We start from the raw sequence: 15,424 nt of genomic DNA on the forward strand, positions 1-15,424 counted from the left end.
CATACCGAATATGCGTCCGTAGGAAAGCAGGTGCCTGATTGGTGCATACCTATGCCCGGTCAGGTGCACGGCGGTTATGAGCGGTCGTTATGAGCCGTCCGTCAGGGGGCCGCTCACCTTCGCACAAACGACTCACAAGAAACAAGAAGTTCGAGCGACCCACATTCAAAAAGACGCCACTTCAGAAAAGTTACCGGCGGTATCCGCACCCGCATTCGAAAAAGCACGGAAGCGGGTCCGTCAAGTTGTGTGCACGGGTGGCCGGTCAGCTACGCGAAGCCAAGAAGCCGGGCAACGGTGACGCACCTGCCGACTTCCGCCGCCGCTCCCGCAAACCGGCCTGGGCGGGCCGCAACTTGAGGTCGGGTCTGGTGGCCGCCTCCGGCACGCTGCCGCGGTGATCGGTCAGCCGATGCCGAACGCCCCTTCGGGGGGTACGGGTGACGGTACGGCGTCCGCGTCCAGCACCGGTTCCGCGCCGCCGATGAGGTCCCGGAGGGCGGGCCCGGATTCGACTCGGGCCGGGAAGGTGTCGGAGGCGGTGCGCCGGGTCAGGGCGGCCGTGTCGAGCGGGTGGTGTGCGGCGACGAGCACCGCGTTGCCGAAGCGCCGGCCGCGCAGCACGGCCGGCTCGGCGATCAGCAGCAGCTCCTCGAACACCGCGGCGAAGGTGGCGAGTTGGGAGCGCAGGAAGGCGAAGGGCGCGGCGTCGGCGAGATTGGCGAGGTAGACGCCGTCGCCGCGCAGCACGCGCGCGGCCTCGCCGGCGTAGGCGACGGACGTGAGGTGCGCGGGGACACGCGATCCGCCGAAGACGTCGGCGATGAGGATGTCGGCGGACTGCGAAGGGGCTGATTCCAGCCAGGCACGCGCATCGGCGGCGTGCAGCGCGATCCCCGCGTCCTCCGACAACGGCAGGTACTCCCCGACCAGCTCCAGCAGGGCCCGGTCCGCCTCGACGACGTCCTGCCGCGAGCCGGGCCGGGTCGCGGCCAGGTACCGGGGCAGTGTGAGCGCGCCCCCACCGAGGTGCAGCACGTCCAACGGACACCCCGCCTCCGCCACGATGTCCAGGACATGCCCGAGCCGCCGCGCGTACTCGAACTCCAGATGCTCCGGCTCGTCCAGGTCGACGTACGACTGCGGCGCCCCGTTCACGGTCAACAACCAGGCCCGCTCCCGATCGACGTCGGGCATCAGCTTGGCAACCCCGTGATCGACGTCGCGGGTGACGGGTATGGGCTCGTTCACCATGCCATTGTGCCCTTTTCGCAGCCTGCCTCAGGGGCGTGGGGCTGCGACACTGTGCGGCTCCGCCTCGCGGGCGCGACCAGCCACAACAGCCCCGCAGTTCCCCACGCACACCAGCCACCCTCAGAGAACGACAGTCACGGTCCCCGCCCCGACGGTCCTCCCACCCTCACGGATGGCAAATCCCAGCCCGGGCTCCAACGGCACCTCACGACCGAGCTCGACGGTCATCGTCACCGTCTCCCCGGGCCGCGCGACAGCGACCTCGCCCAGGTCCACGTCCCCGACCACGTCGGCCGTACGGATGTAGAACTGCGGCCGGTACCCGGTCGCGACCGGCGTCGTACGACCGCCCTCCCGCGCCGAAAGGACGTACACCTGCGCCGTGAAGCGGCTCCCGGGCACCACACTCCCCGGCGCAGCCACCACATGCCCGCGCCGGACGGCGTCCCGTGGAACCCCCCGCAGCAGCAACGCCACGTTGTCCCCGGCCTGCGCCTCGTCCATCGGCTTGCCGAAGGTCTCCACACCCGTGACCACCGTCTCGACGAAAGCGCCGAGCACCTCGACCCGGTCCCCGACCCGCACCGTGCCCCGTTCGACCGCGCCCGTGACGACCGTCCCCCGCCCGGTGATGGTGAGCACGTTCTCCACCGGCATCAGGAACGGCGCGTCCAGATACCGCTCGGGCATGGGCACATACGTGTCCACCGCGTCGAGCAGCGCCTCGACGGACGCGGTCCAGCGCGGGTCCCCTTCGAGGGCCTTGAGCCCGGAGACCCGTACGACGGGCACGGAGTCACCGCCGTAGCCGTGCGCGGTGAGCAGGTCGCGGACCTCCAGCTCGACGAGGTCGGCGAGCTCCTCGTCGGCCATGTCGGCCTTGTTGAGGGCCACGACCACGTGGTTCACGCCCACCTGCCGGGCGAGCAACACGTGCTCGGCGGTCTGCGGCATGATCCCGTCGAGCGCGGAGACGACGAGGACGGCCCCGTCGAGCTGCGCGGCACCGGTGACCATGTTCTTGACGTAGTCGGCGTGGCCCGGCATGTCCACGTGCGCGTAGTGCCGGGTGTCGGTCTCGTACTCGACGTGCGCGATGTTGATGGTGATGCCCCGCGCCGCCTCCTCGGGCGCCCGGTCGATGCGGTCGAACGGCACGAACGTGCCGGAGCCGCGGTCGGCGAGGACCTTGGTGATGGCGGCGGTGAGGGTCGTCTTGCCGTGGTCGACATGACCCATCGTGCCGATGTTCAGATGCGGTTTGGTGCGGACGTACGCCGTCTTGGGCATGGCGATACCTCGAAGTCTCTTCGTGAACAGATCTCCTCGTAGGAGATGGGGACCCCAAGGACTCGCCGACCCTCCCCCTGCGGGGTCCGCCGGACGATCCGGAGAGGGTCAGCTTCGGGCGCCGTCGACAGCGGCCGGGAAGAAGGGGGCGGCAGCCTTCGGGGCATCCGCGACCGCGGATGCTGCGAGGAGGAAGGCGTACCGGAACATGACGCAGATCATTGCCGACGCTTTGTCCCACGTCGAATGGTTTTTGACCGTGCCGATCCGCACAACGGACGGGATCCATACGGCGATCACACATGTCCGTCGGTTACCGTCGCTGGATGCTCGATGCCACCACCCGCTCTGGGGGCACCGCCACGGCCACTCCCCGGGCCGCCGCCACTGAGCTCGCCCTCGTCGCCGTTGCCACTCCAGAGCTCGCCGTACCCGCGCCCGTGGGCCTCGCCGCGCGCTGCACGAGAGTGCTGCTGTCTCCGTGGTCGCGGCTGTCCCTGCTCATCGCCCTGCTGGCGGGCGCCGCGTCGGCCGTACTGCTCTTCGAACCGCAGCGCCTGCTGGCGGACGGCTGGCCGCCGCAGCTCGGCGGAGCGGCGGCTGCGCTGGTGTTCGCGGCGGCCTACGGGCTGTGCACGGTGGCATTCGTGCCGCGCCCGCTGTTGAACCTCGGGGCGGGCGCGCTGTTCGGCTCCCAACTCGGCGCCGGTTCGGCGATCGTGGGCACGGTGCTCGGCGCCGGGCTCGCCTTCGGTCTCGGCCGGATCCTCGGACAGGACGCCCTGCGCCCGCTGCTGCGCGGCCGGTGGCTGAAGGCCGCGGACGGTCAGCTCAGCCGGCACGGCTTCCGGTCGATGCTGGCGGCGCGGCTGTTCCCCGGAGTGCCGTTCTGGGCCGCGAACTACTGCGCCGCCGTCTCCCGCATGGGCTACGTCCCGTTCCTCGTGGCGACGGCGCTCGGCTCCATACCGAACACCGCCGCGTACGTCGTCGCGGGCGCCCGCGCCTCCGCGCCGACCTCGCCGGCCTTCCTGATCGCGATGGCCTGCATCGCGCTGCCCGCGCTGGTGGGCGCGGTGGTGGCCTGGCGCAAGCGCCACCACCTGCGCGGGGTCCGGTAGCCGGTTACACGGACTCCAGGACCATCGCGTTGGCGAGCCCGCCCGCCTCGCACATCGTCTGCAGGGCGTAGCGGGCGCCGCGCTCCCGCATCGCGTGCACGAGGGTGGTCGTCAGCCGGGTGCCGCTCGCGCCGAGCGGGTGCCCGAGGGCGATCGCGCCGCCGTGCACGTTGACCTTGGCGAGGTCGGCGCCGGTCTCCTGCTGCCAGGCCAGCACCACGCTGGAGAACGCCTCGTTGACCTCGAACAGGTCGATGTCGTCGAGGGACAGGCCGGCCCTGCGCAGCACCTTCTCCGTCGCCGGTATGACGCCGGTGAGCATGAGGACCGGGTCGGAGCCGGTGACGGCGAAGCTGTGCAGCCGGGCCAGAGGGCGCAGTCCGAGGCGGGCCGCGGTCTCGCTGGACGTGATGAGCACGGCGGACGCCCCGTCGTTGATCGGGCTGGCGTTGCCCGCGGTCACGTTCCACTCGATCTGCGGGAAGCGCTCGGCGAAGTTCGGATCGTGGTAGGCGGGCTTCAGCCCGGCCAGGATCTCTGTGGTGGTGCCCGGCCGTACGCACTCGTCCCGTGTCACGCCCTCCAGGGGCGCGACCTCGGCGTCGAACAGGCCCGCGTCCCAGGCCGCAGCGGCCTTGTGGTGCGAGGAGAGGGCGAAGGCGTCCATCTGGTCGCGTGTGATCGACCACTTGGCGGCGATCAGCTCGGCGCTGATCCCCTGCGGGACCAGGCCCTCCTGGTAGCGCTCGGCGACTCCGGGACCGAAGGGGTCCTTGCCGGCCGGCACGTTCGACCACATCGGGACGCGGCTCATCGACTCGACACCGCAGGCGACGACGAGGTCGTACGCGCCGGAGATGACGCCCTGGGCCGCGAAGTGCACGGCCTGCTGGGAGGAGCCGCACTGGCGGTCGACGGTGGTCGCGGGGACGGTCTCCGGGAACCCCGCCGACAGGACGGCGTAGCGGGTGGTGTTCATGGCCTGCTCACCGACCTGGTCGACGGTGCCGCCGATGACGTCGTCGATCAGCGCCGGGTCGACGCCGGAGCGGTCGACGAGGGTGCGCAGGGTGTGGGCGAGGAGTTCGACGGGGTGGACGTGCGCGAGGGCGCCGTTCGGCTTGCCCTTGCCCACGGGAGTGCGTACGGCTTCGACGATCACTGCGTCACGCATGGTGCGGCCTCCAGGATGACTACCGGGACTACCGGGCCAGACCGGCGTTTCCGGTGAACACCGGCGATTACCGGAGAGTAGGAAATCCAAACTCACCATAGCGTCGCAGGTTGGAAATTCCAACCCTCCCCTAGACTGAACGTCATGGCCGCCACCAAGGACCCGCGCCCCTGCTCCATCGCCGACACCCTCGCACTGGTCGGGGAGAAGTACTCCCTGCTGGTCCTGCGCGAGGCGTGCCTCGGCAACGGCCGCTTCGACCAGCTGGTGCGCAACATCGGCGCCCCCCGCGACATCCTCGCCACCCGGCTGCGCCGGCTCGTGGATGCCGGGATCCTGACGAAGAAGGCGTACAGCGAGCGGCCGCGGCGCTTCGAGTACCGGCCGACGCAGGCAGGACTCGAACTGGAGCCGGTCCTCATGACCCTGATGGCGTGGGGCGACCGCCATCTGCACAAGGACGACGACCGCCCGATGCTGGTCGAGCACTCCTGCGGCAACGAACTCGCCCCGGTCGTCACGTGCGGGGCCTGCGGAGACGCGGTCCGGCACGAGGATCTGACGGCCCGTCCCCAGGCCGAGGGGTGGACAGTGGCGGGCCCGGCCGCCGCCTAGCGCCCGCTGCCGCATCCAAACCCCTGTGCCAGGGCCGTCACTTCAGGACGCTACGCTGCCCTCGACACAACCGATCACCGCGCCCGGCGGCTCGGTGTGCCCGTCGCTCCTCACCACGATCAGCGCTTGGACTCCGTAACTTCATGTCTTGGTTTGAATCCCTCATCCTCGGACTCGTCCAGGGGCTGACCGAGTTCCTCCCTGTCTCTTCCAGTGCGCACCTGCGCCTGACGGCGGCCTTCTCGGGCTGGGAGGACCCGGGCGCGGCCTTCACGGCGATCACCCAGATCGGCACCGAGGCAGCCGTCCTGATCTACTTCCGCAAGGACATCGGGCGGATCATCTCGGCCTGGACGCGTTCGCTCGCGAACAAGGAGATGCGCAGCGACCACGACGCGAAGATGGGCTGGCTGGTCATCGTCGGCTCGATCCCGATCGGCGTGCTCGGCGTGACGCTCAAGGACCAGATCGAGGGGCCCTTCCGCGATCTGCGGATCACCGCGACGATGCTGATCGTGGTCGGCGTGATCATCGGCGTCGCCGACCGGCTCGCGGCGCGCGACGAGAGCGGCGGCCGGCACCGCGCGGCCACACAGCGAAAGACACTTGAGGACCTGAGCGTCAAGGACGGCCTGATCTACGGCCTCTGCCAGGCCTGTGCCCTCATCCCGGGCGTCTCCCGCTCCGGCGCCACCATCAGCGGCGGCCTCTTCATGGGCTACCAGCGCGAGGCCGCGGCCCGCTACTCCTTCCTCCTCGCCGTCCCCGCGGTGCTCGCCTCCGGCCTGTTCGAACTCAAGGACGCGATGGAGAGTGACCACGTCTCCTGGGGCCCGACGATCTTCGCGACGGTGATCGCGTTCGGGGTGGGCTACGCCGTGATCGCGTGGTTCATGAAGTTCATTTCGACCAAGAGCTTCATGCCGTTCGTGTGGTACCGCATCGCCCTCGGCATCCTGATCGTCGTCCTGGTCACGATGGGCGCGCTCAGCCCGCACGCGGCGGAGTCGGCGGGCTGACGCCCACCCGTGACCACATGACGGCCCACCCGTGATCAATGACATAGGAGTTGAGTAGCCATCCGGTAGCGGACTGTCAGTGCTTGCCCCTAGGCTTGTGCGCATGTCCCCCGATTCCATGGCTCCGGCTTCCGTGCGGTCTGCCGCCGAGGTGAACGAGCAGATCCGCGCACTCTGGCTGCGCGCGGGCGGAACCCTGTCGGCCCAGGAGCGCGCGGAGTACGAGCTGTTGGTCGTCGAGTGGGCGGCCGCGATCCGCGGCACCGTCGTCGAGGCGGCCTGAACAGCCGCCCTTCAGTGCCGAGTTGAGGCAGCCGAGTTGAGCGCCGCAGCTGACGGGCGACACAGGAGCCTGCTACGTCGGGGCGACCTCACCGGTGTGTGATCCGTCGGTCCCCGGCTCCGGCGGTGCGTCGCTGAGCTCCTCGCGCACATAGTTCCAGACCACCGCGATCAGCGCGGCGACCGGTACGGCGAGCAGACTGCCCACGATTCCGGCCAGACTGCCGCCCAGCGTGACCGCCAGCAGGATCACCCCCGCGTGGAGGCCGAGCCCACGACTCTGGATCATGGGCTGGAACACGTTGCCCTCGAGTTGCTGCACCACGACGATGATGGCCAGCACGATCAGCGCGTCCGTCAGACCGTTCGAGACCAGCGCGATGAGCACCGCGACGAAACCGGCGAACAGGGCGCCCACGATCGGCACGAACGCGGAGACAAAGGTCAGCACCGCCAGCGGAAGCACCAGGGGTACCCCTACGATCCACAGGCCGAGACCGATCAGGACGGCGTCGAGCAGTCCGACGGCCGCCTGGGAGCGCACGAACGCGCCCAGGGTGTCCCAGCTGCGCGCGGCCACGGTCGGGATGTCGGTGGCGAGCCGGCCGGGCAGCTGACGGGCGAGCCACGGCAGGAACCGCGGTCCGTCCTTGAGGAAGAAGAACATCAAAAAGAGCGCCAGGACGGCGGTGACCACGCCGTTGACCACGGTGCTCACGCCCGTGACGACAGTGGAGACCATGTTGCCGAGGCCGTCCTGGGCGCGGGCGACCGCGGTGTCGATGGCCTTGGTGATCTGGGCGTCGCCGATGTTCAACGGCGGTCCGGCGGCCCACTCGCGCAGCTTCTGGACGCCTTCGACCACGCCGTCGGTCAGCTCGCCGGACTGGGACGCCACCGGTACCGCGATCAGCGCCACGACACCCAGGGCGACCAGCACGAACAGTACGGTCACCGCCGACGCGGCCAGGGCGGGGGACCACCCGCGGCGACGCAGGAAACGAGCCAGGGGCCAGGTCAGCGTGGTGAGGAGCAGGCCGACGACGAGCGGCCAGACGACCGACCACATCCGGCCCAGCACCCACAACGCGACCGCGAGCATGACGAGCACCAGCAGCAAGTCGACGGAGATGCGCGCCGATGTGCGCAGCGCGGTGCGGGCTCTCGCGGAACTCAACGGGGCGGACATGGGCTAACCCTATTGGCCGTACGGCCGATCTCCTGCCACCGAATATCACCCCACCCCCCTTGGCGGCGCCCTCCTCATGCCCAACACTGAGCCGATGACGCAGCGTGTGGAGCTCGCGACCGTGATGGACCGGCTGGCAGTCGACGAACTGATCACCGACTACGCGACGGCGGTGGACGACGGCGACTGGGAGGCGTATCGAGGGCTGTTCACACCCGACGGACGGGCGGACTACCGCTCGGCCGGGGGCATCGAGGGGGACGCCGGGAAAGTCGCCGCATGGCTCGAGGAGAGCATGCGGCTGTTCGCGATGCGGCAGCATCTGATCGTCAACCGCCGGGTCCGCTTCGGCCTCCTGGAGCAGGACACCGGCGACACGGCCGATCTCCAGGCCGACTACATCAATCCGATGCGCCTGGCCGACTCCGAAGGCGGCCCGGCAGCCCCCGACTTCGTGTGCGGCGGGCGGTACGTCTTCGGGCTGCTGCGCACGCACGACGGCTGGCGGCTGCGCGAGGTGCTCGTCCAGGAGAAGTGGCGGCGTCTGCCGGACCCGCAGCCGGCACCTGTGATCAACTGAACCGACGCCCACTGTCCCGGGGTCGGCCGCGGCACGCACACTGGAGAGACAGACGGGGTAGGAGGCGCCGTATGAAGTCGTTCGGCCACTGGCTCGCCTCCCCGTGGCGGCGCTCGACCGTCGCCGCGGCGGCGGGTGCCCTGCCCGTACTCGCCTTTCCCGCCCCGTCGCTGTGGTGGTGCGCGTACGTCGCCCTCGTCCCCTGGATCGTGCTGGTCCACTCGGCGCCGACCGGGAAACGGGCGGCGTACGACGGCTGGTGGGGCGGGTTCGGCTTCATGCTGGCGATGCACCACTGGCTGCTGCCGAGCCTGCACGTGTTCACCTTCGTCCTCGCGGCGCTGCTGGGCGCGTTGTGGGCCCCCTGGGCCTGGCTGGTGCGCCGCTGTCTCGCCGGAACACCGTCCCGCGCCCGGATCGCGGCCGCCCTGCTCGTGCTGCCGTCGGGCTGGCTGATGGTCGAACTCGTGCGCTCCTGGCAGGGACTCGGCGGCCCGTGGGGGGTCCTCGGTGCCAGCCAGTGGCAGGTGGAACCGGCGTTGCGGCTCGCCTCGGTGGGCGGGGTGTGGCTGCTGAGCTTCCTGGTGGTGGCCGTCAATGTCGCGGTCGCCGTGCTGGTCGCGGTCCGTGAGTCCCGGGTGCCGGCCGTGGCCGGACTCGTCGCCACGGCGGCGGCCGCCTCGGCGGCCTGGGCGTGGTCGCCGCGCCCCGATGTCGACGGACGGACCAGGATCGCTGTCGTCCAGCCGGGTGTCGTCGAGGGCGCCGACCGGCGCTTCGCACGGGAGGAACAGCTCACCCGCGAGTTGGTCGGACAGGACGTCGACCTGATCGTGTGGGGCGAGAGCAGCGTCGGCCACGACCTCGGCGGCCGGCCCGACCTCGCGGCGAGGATCGCCACTCTGTCGCGCGACACCGGCGCCGACATACTCGTCAACGTGGACGCCCGGCGCTCCGACAAGCCGGGCATCTACAAGAGTTCGGTCCTCGTCGGACCCGACGGCCTCACCGGCGACCGCTACGACAAGATGCGGCTCGTGCCCTTCGGCGAGTACATCCCGGCCCGCTCGCTGCTCGGTTGGGCGACCTCCGTCGGCAAGGCCGCGGGCGAGGACCGCAGGAAGGGCTCCGAGCAGGTGGTGATGAACGCCGGGAACGGGCTGCGCATCGGCCCGATGGTGTGCTTCGAGACCGCCTTCCCCGACATGACCCGCCATCTCACCGAGGACGGCGCCGACGTACTGGTCGGCCAGTCCTCGACGTCGACGTTCCAGCACAGCTGGGCCCCAGAACAGCACGCCTCGCTGGCCGCGCTGCGCGCCGCCGAGACCGGCCGCCCGATGGTCCACGCGACCCTGACGGGCGTGTCCGCGGTCTACGGCGCGAGCGGGCAGCGCATCGGGGAGTGGCTCGGCACGAGCGCGAGCACGAGCGCGGTGTACGAGGTGCCGCTGGCCGACGGCGTCACGCCGTACGTCCGCTTCGGCGACTGGCCGGTGCAGGCGGCCCTGTTGATCCTCGGCGGGTGGGCCCTCACCGAGGGCGCACGGGCGCTGCGGATCAGGCGCCCGTCTCCTGAACCGCGCGTACCACCCGCTCGCACAGCTCATGAGTCGCCAGCGCGTCCCGGGCGCTGAGCACCTTGCCCGCGCGCACGGCGTCGAGGAAGGCACCCACCACCTGCTCGATGCCGCGCTGCCGGGCCACCGGCACCCAGTCGCCGCGCCGCCGCACGGTGGGCTGGCCCTTGTGGTCGATCACCTCGGCGAGGTTGACCACCTGACGCTTGGTGTCCTGCCCGGACACCTCAAGGATCTCCTCGGCCGAGCCGCTGAGCCGGTTCATCACGCCGAGCGCGGTGAAGCCGTCCCCGGCGAGCTGGAGCACGACGTGGTGCAGCAGGCCGTTCTCCACGCGGGCGCGCACGGTCACGTCGTCGATCGGGCCGGGCACGAGGAAGCGCAGGGTGTCCACGACGTGGATGAAGTCGTCGAGGATCATCGCGCGCGGCTCCTCCGGGAGCCCGATCCGGTTCTTCTGCATCAGGATCAGCTCACGCGGGTGGTCGGCGCACTGCGCGTACCCGGGGGCGTAGCGCCGGTTGAAGCCGACGGCGAGGCTCACGTTCCGCTGCTCGGCGAGCTCCACCAGCCGGGTGGATTCGGCGAGTTCGTACGCCAGTGGCTTGTCGACGTACGTCGGTACGCCCGCCTCCAGCAGCCGCGTCACGATCTCGGGGTGCACGGCGGTCGGCGCGTGCACGAAGGCGGCGTCGAGATCCTGGCCGAGGAGGGAGTCCAGGTCGGTGTGGCGCTGCTCCTCGGGGAGGTGGAGGCTGTCGGCGACCCGGGTGAGCGTCGCCGGAGTGCGGGTCTGGAGGTGCAGCTCGACCCCGGGGCGGCCGCCGAGCACCGGCAGATACGCCTTCTGCGCGATGTCGCCGAGTCCGATGCAGCCGACCTTCACGGGGTCTCCTTCAGCGGTGGTTGCCTGCCGGTGTCATGCCGGAAGCATACGGCCGTGGTGGGCGCCGCCGGTGGGCGCGGGCGGGGAAAAACCCGTGGTGGGGGCAGGCCCGGTGGGCGACGATGCGTGCATGACGACGCAGCGCAGTGAACCCGCCCAGAACGCCGACGAACGCACCATGCTGGAGGGCTGGCTGGACTACCACCGGCAGACCCTGGCCGTGAAGTGCGAGGGACTCACCGACGCCCAGCTCAAAACCGCCTCGGTGGAGCCGTCCGAGCTGTCCCTGATGGGCCTGGTGCGGCACATGGCGGAGGTGGAGCGGGGCTGGTTCCGCAAGGTCCTGGTGAGCGACGACCCGGGGCCGATCTACTACACCGAGGAGGACCGGGACGGCGAGTTCCATCTCACCGATGCGGACACCTGGGAGGAGGCGTACGGCACCTGGCAGGCCGAGATCGAGGTCGCCCGGCGCAATGCCGCGGAGTTCGGCCTGGACGACCTCTCGCGCGGCAAGAGCCGGTTCACCGACGAGCCGTTCAACCTGCGATGGATCTACACGCACATGATCGAGGAGTACGCCCGCCACAATGGCCACGCCGACCTGATCCGCGAGCGCGTCGACGGCGCGACGGGAGACTGACCGCGACGGAGACTGAGGTCGGCGGCCGCGGGGACCGGCCTCGGCGGCGGGCCCACGTCAGCCGCTGCCGGACCGACCCCTCCGTACGGGGCCGGAGATCACCCGTGCGGGGCAACCTCCGCTTGTCCGCTGTCCAAAGGGCGCCAAACGCAGCAGAGTTGCGCGGGTGCATCGAACGACGACAACCGCAACGCTCCTGGTCACCGTGGCTGTCTCGGCCCTCTCCGGCTGTGTGACGGTCCAGCACCCGCCCGTGTCCGGCCCGCCGGCACCGCCCTCCCGGCCTTCGGCGCCCCGGCCGGACGGGGAGGCGGAGCCGCAGATCGTGCAGGCGCCGGTCCGCGAGGCCCTGGAAATGATCGGCCCGTCCCGCCGTCCGGACCCGACGTCGGCCGCGTCGCACGGTGCCGCCCGCTCGGGCCCGCCGCAGGCACAGAAGCCGCCTCCGCCTTCCCACCGGGCGCACCCGGCGCACCCGGCACATCCGGAACCTCGCCGCCTCGAGGTCGGACACCCCGGGAAACCGCCCGTCGAGCTCCCCGACGTGGCCAGGTCCATTCCCATGGACGCGAAGGACGTCTGCGCCCTCGGCAGGCGGTACGGCGGCTGGCGGGCGGACAGCCCGGAGTCGGTGATCTGCGAGCAGGCGTACGGGCGTTGAGGCCGCAGCCGCACTCCGGCCGGTGCCAGGGCGGCCCGCACGCTCAGCCGCGGGAGGCGTCCCCTTCGCCGAGCCGCAGCTCCAGCCGGATGATCGCCCCGCGCACCCCCTCCCCGTAGCCGTCGTCGCCCAGTGCGTCGGACGCTCCCCGCGCCCGGCGCAGATGGCTGCGGGCGGCCTCCGTGCGGCCGAGCTTCACGTAGTCGGCGGCCAGGTTCACATGCAGCGACGGGTACAGCGCCCGCACGGCGAGCGCTCCCTCGTGCTCGCGGAGCCGGTCGTCCGTCAGCTCCTCCGCGGCCGTCAGCGCTCTCAGGTCCCAGGCAAGCTCGTCGAACGGGTCGTCCTGGGCATCGGCCATGTAGTGGGCGAGCGTGCAGCGGTGCAGGGGGTCGCCGTCCTCACCGATCTCCGCCCACAGGCTCAGGAACCGCTGCCGGGCCTCCTCCCGGTCCCCCGCGTGATGCAGCATGACGACCTGCCCGATCCGCGTCATCACGGCATCCGCGCTCGCCTGTTCCTGTCGCTCCGCCACCGCGTCCTCCGCACCCTCGCCGACTGTCCCTGCCGACGCTAACCGCCGTCACGGACAAACACGGTCAGGCGGCACCGGGCCGGTTCAGACGTGGAACCGGCCCGGCGGCGGGGGCAGCCAGGTTCGGAATCAGGCCAGGTTGTGGGAAGCGGGCCAGGTTCGGGCGTCAGCCCAGGTTCGGGATCGTCCAGTCGATGGGCTCGTGGCCCTGGCGGGCGACCGCCTCGTTGATCTGCGTGAACGGACGGGAGCCGAAGAACTTCTTGGCGGACAGCGGGGAGGGGTGGGCGCCCTTGACCACCACGTGCCGGGTCTCGTCGATCAGCGGGAGCTTCTTCTGCGCGTAGTTGCCCCACAGCACGAAGACCGCCGGGTCGGGCCGGTCGGCCACCGCGCGGATCACCGCGTCGGTGAACTTCTCCCAGCCCCGGCCCTTGTGCGAGTTGGCCTCGCCGCCGCGGACCGTGAGCACCGCGTTGAGCAGCAGGACGCCCTGCCGGGCCCACGGCATCAGATAGCCGTTGTCCGGGATCTCCAGCCCGAGCTCCTGCTTCATCTCCTTGTAGATGTTGCGCAGCGAGGGCGGGGTCTTCACACCGGGGCGGACCGAGAAGCACAGGCCGTGCCCCTGACCCTCGCCGTGGTACGGGTCCTGGCCGAGGACGAGGACCTTCACCCGCTCGTACGGGGTCGCGGCCAGCGCGGCGAAGACCTCCTCGCGCGGAGGATGGACGGGACCCTTCGCTCGCTCCTCCTCGACGAACTCCGTCAGCTCCTTGAAGTAGGGCTGCTGCAGTTCGTCGCCCAGGACCCCGCGCCAGGAATCGGGCAGCATGGCGATGTCGGTCACGTCAACTTCCTTAGGGTGTGCGGTCGCTGGGACGTGCGCTCACGTCCAGGCCACAGAACCTACAGCCGAGCACTGACAGCCGGCCCCGCGGACCGCACGACCAGCCCCCTACCAGCTGGTCTTCCAGGACAGCTCCCACATGTCCATCATCGTCGCCGGGTCGATGACCTTCTCCAGACCGGCGATCTCCTCGTTCGCGGCCACGTACTGCTTGCCCTGCCACAGGGGCAGCAGCCGCGCGTCGTTCACGAGGATCTGCTGGGCCTCCTCGATCTGCTTGGCCACGGCCCCGCGGTCGCTCACCGCGCGCGACTCCGGCAGCAGCTTGCCGGTGATCTCAGGTGATTCGTACGGAGTACCGAGCGCGTTCTGCTTGCCCACGAAGGGCGCTATGAAGTTGTCGGCGTCGTTGAAGTCGGGGAACCAGCCGCGCCCGAACACCGGGTACTCGCCCTTCTGGTATCCCTCCACGTAGGTCTTCCAGGGGCGGCTCTTGAGGGTGACCTTGAACAGGTCTGAGGCCTCGAGCTGCCGCTTCAGCTCCTCGAAGGCGGGCTTGGTCGTCGAGCCGTAGCGGTCGCTCGTGTACCAGAGCGTCAGCGGGACGCGCTCGGTGATGCCCGCATCCCTCAGGATCCGCTTGGCCTTGGGCACGCTGGGGACCCCGAAGTCGTCGAAGAAGCCCGTGGTGTGGCCCACCAGCCCCCTGGGGACCATGGAGTACAGCGGCTCGACGGTGTCCTTGTAGACGTTGTGCACGAGCGCCGGGCGGTCGATGACCTGGGCGACCGCCTTGCGGACCGCGGGCTTGGCGGCCCACGGGTCGCTGGGGTTGAAGACCAGGTAACTGATCTCGGTGGTGGGGTTCGCGAGGAGCTGGACCTTCTCCGCCTTCTGGTTGGCATCGAGGTCCACGGTGTCCGAGGCGCCGAGACCGCGATAGATGACCGCGATCTGCTTGTCCTTCAGGGCCTTGACCAGCTCGTCCGACTGCTGGAAGTAGCGGATGGTGACGGCGCTGTTCTTGCGGTCCGCTATGCCGTGGTAGTTGTCGTTGCGGACGAGCTCGGCCTTCTTGCCCTCCTCGAAGGAGGCAAGGCTGTAGGGCCCCGAGCCGCTGATCTTTCCGTCCTTGCGGATCGCGTCCGCGGGGTACTCCTCGGGATCCACGATCGACATGGCGGGCGTGGTCAGCACCAGGGGGAAGGTGGCGTCAGGCTGGCTGAGATGGAAGACGACCTCACGGTCACCCTTCACCTGCACCCGCGAGAGAGTCCCCAGCAGACCCGCGGGACCGCCATTGAGGTTGATCTTCTTGATCCGGTCGAACGAGTACTTGACGGCCTTGGCGTCCAGCGTGTGCCCGTCGGAGAACTTCAGGTCCTTGCGCAGCACGCATCTGTACGCGGTGCTCGTATCGTCCGTGAACCCACAGCTCTCGGCGGCGTCGGGCTCGGGCTCGGCCCCACCGGGGCTGTAGTTCAGGAGGGTTTGGTACACATTGCGGAACAGCTCCCAGGAGCTGTCCCAGGAAGCCGCGGGATCCAGCGTGGCCGGAGCGCTTGTGGTCCCCACGACGAGCTGCGCCTCGTCGCCGGAGGCGTCCGAGGAGAACACACCACATCCGGCCACCACGGATATGGACGCGAGGGCCGCGAGCGGCGGCAGGTATCGGTTCCGCATGAACACGCGCTTGCTCCTCGAAATGCCGTACCAAGGGTCGGCAGACCATACCGCAGCGCTCC

At 70.2% G+C, this 15,424-nt stretch carries 16 protein-coding genes; 8 read left to right on the top strand and 8 right to left on the bottom strand.

The genetic code is table 11. From position 1 onward, the window contains the following. Positions 1-405: 405 nt before the first annotated feature. Both ACFYO2_RS08415 and tuf read right to left on the bottom strand, forming a co-directional pair. Positions 406-1,251: a spermidine synthase gene (locus tag ACFYO2_RS08415; RefSeq protein ID WP_388346093.1), complete on the bottom strand. Its 846-nt coding sequence runs from the start codon at positions 1,249-1,251 to the stop codon at positions 406-408. Between the two features lie 123 nt (positions 1,252-1,374). After that, positions 1,375-2,544, bottom strand: coding sequence for an elongation factor Tu (tuf, locus tag ACFYO2_RS08420; protein ID WP_388345859.1), 1,170 nt, complete (start codon positions 2,542-2,544; stop codon positions 1,375-1,377). Positions 2,545-2,870: 326 nt separating this feature from the next. Here tuf and ACFYO2_RS08425 point away from each other — a divergent pair, with 326 nt between their 5' ends. After that, positions 2,871-3,665: a TVP38/TMEM64 family protein gene (locus tag ACFYO2_RS08425; RefSeq protein ID WP_388345862.1), complete on the top strand. Its 795-nt coding sequence runs from the start codon at positions 2,871-2,873 to the stop codon at positions 3,663-3,665. 4 nt (positions 3,666-3,669) lie between these two features. Here the strand turns inward: ACFYO2_RS08425 and ACFYO2_RS08430 are convergent, their stop codons facing one another. Further along, positions 3,670-4,839, bottom strand: coding sequence for a thiolase family protein (locus ACFYO2_RS08430; RefSeq protein ID WP_388345865.1), 1,170 nt, complete (start codon positions 4,837-4,839; stop codon positions 3,670-3,672). 144 nt (positions 4,840-4,983) lie between these two features. Here ACFYO2_RS08430 and ACFYO2_RS08435 point away from each other — a divergent pair, with 144 nt between their 5' ends. From ACFYO2_RS08435 to ACFYO2_RS08445, 3 genes are all read left to right on the top strand, one after another. Further along, positions 4,984-5,454: a winged helix-turn-helix transcriptional regulator gene (locus ACFYO2_RS08435; RefSeq protein WP_388345868.1), complete on the top strand. Its 471-nt coding sequence runs from the start codon at positions 4,984-4,986 to the stop codon at positions 5,452-5,454. A gap of 143 nt (positions 5,455-5,597) precedes the next feature. Next, a complete protein-coding gene (locus ACFYO2_RS08440) occupies positions 5,598-6,473 on the top strand; it encodes an undecaprenyl-diphosphate phosphatase (protein ID WP_388345870.1) in 876 nt (291 codons plus the stop codon). 103 nt (positions 6,474-6,576) lie between these two features. Continuing rightward, a complete protein-coding gene (locus ACFYO2_RS08445; RefSeq protein WP_388345872.1) occupies positions 6,577-6,756 on the top strand; it encodes a hypothetical protein in 180 nt (59 codons plus the stop codon). 72 nt (positions 6,757-6,828) lie between these two features. Here the strand turns inward: ACFYO2_RS08445 and ACFYO2_RS08450 are convergent, their stop codons facing one another. Beyond that, positions 6,829-7,944, bottom strand: coding sequence for an AI-2E family transporter (locus tag ACFYO2_RS08450; RefSeq protein WP_388345875.1), 1,116 nt, complete (start codon positions 7,942-7,944; stop codon positions 6,829-6,831). 94 nt (positions 7,945-8,038) lie between these two features. Between ACFYO2_RS08450 and ACFYO2_RS08455 the strand changes: the two genes are divergently transcribed. Together ACFYO2_RS08455 and lnt are read left to right on the top strand one after the other, a co-directional pair. Further along, the gene (locus ACFYO2_RS08455; protein WP_388345878.1) at positions 8,039-8,524 is read left to right on the top strand and encodes a nuclear transport factor 2 family protein; all 486 of its coding nucleotides are present in this window, start codon (positions 8,039-8,041) and stop codon (positions 8,522-8,524) included. A 71-nt stretch (positions 8,525-8,595) separates the two neighbouring features. Beyond that, complete coding sequence (lnt, locus tag ACFYO2_RS08460; protein WP_388345880.1) at positions 8,596-10,161, top strand: apolipoprotein N-acyltransferase; 1,566 nt, start codon at positions 8,596-8,598, stop codon at positions 10,159-10,161. On the opposite strand, the gene ACFYO2_RS08465 is transcribed toward lnt, so the two are convergent. Further along, positions 10,085-10,990 (bottom strand): Gfo/Idh/MocA family protein, encoded by a 906-nt coding sequence (locus tag ACFYO2_RS08465; protein ID WP_388345882.1) that lies wholly within the window; start codon positions 10,988-10,990, stop codon positions 10,085-10,087. The two genes, lnt and ACFYO2_RS08465, sit on opposite strands and share 77 nt — an antisense overlap. A gap of 130 nt (positions 10,991-11,120) precedes the next feature. Between ACFYO2_RS08465 and ACFYO2_RS08470 the strand changes: the two genes are divergently transcribed. Both ACFYO2_RS08470 and ACFYO2_RS08475 read left to right on the top strand, forming a co-directional pair. Then, the gene (locus ACFYO2_RS08470; protein ID WP_388345885.1) at positions 11,121-11,633 is read left to right on the top strand and encodes a DinB family protein; all 513 of its coding nucleotides are present in this window, start codon (positions 11,121-11,123) and stop codon (positions 11,631-11,633) included. A 205-nt stretch (positions 11,634-11,838) separates the two neighbouring features. Continuing rightward, entirely contained in the window at positions 11,839-12,294 is a 456-nt protein-coding gene (locus ACFYO2_RS08475; protein WP_388345888.1) for a hypothetical protein, read from the top strand. 43 nt (positions 12,295-12,337) lie between these two features. Here ACFYO2_RS08475 and ACFYO2_RS08480 read toward each other — a convergent pair whose 3' ends face one another. From ACFYO2_RS08480 to ACFYO2_RS08490, 3 genes are all read right to left on the bottom strand, one after another. Beyond that, positions 12,338-12,829: a hypothetical protein gene (locus ACFYO2_RS08480; protein ID WP_388345891.1), complete on the bottom strand. Its 492-nt coding sequence runs from the start codon at positions 12,827-12,829 to the stop codon at positions 12,338-12,340. 166 nt (positions 12,830-12,995) lie between these two features. Further along, positions 12,996-13,679: a uracil-DNA glycosylase gene (locus ACFYO2_RS08485; protein WP_388345894.1), complete on the bottom strand. Its 684-nt coding sequence runs from the start codon at positions 13,677-13,679 to the stop codon at positions 12,996-12,998. Between the two features lie 108 nt (positions 13,680-13,787). Beyond that, complete coding sequence (locus tag ACFYO2_RS08490; protein ID WP_388345897.1) at positions 13,788-15,368, bottom strand: ABC transporter substrate-binding protein; 1,581 nt, start codon at positions 15,366-15,368, stop codon at positions 13,788-13,790. Positions 15,369-15,424 lie beyond the last annotated feature (56 nt).

Origin of the sequence: Streptomyces sp. NPDC006602, assembly GCF_042870385.1 — a bacterium.
GTDB lineage: Bacteria > Actinomycetota > Actinomycetes > Streptomycetales > Streptomycetaceae > Streptomyces.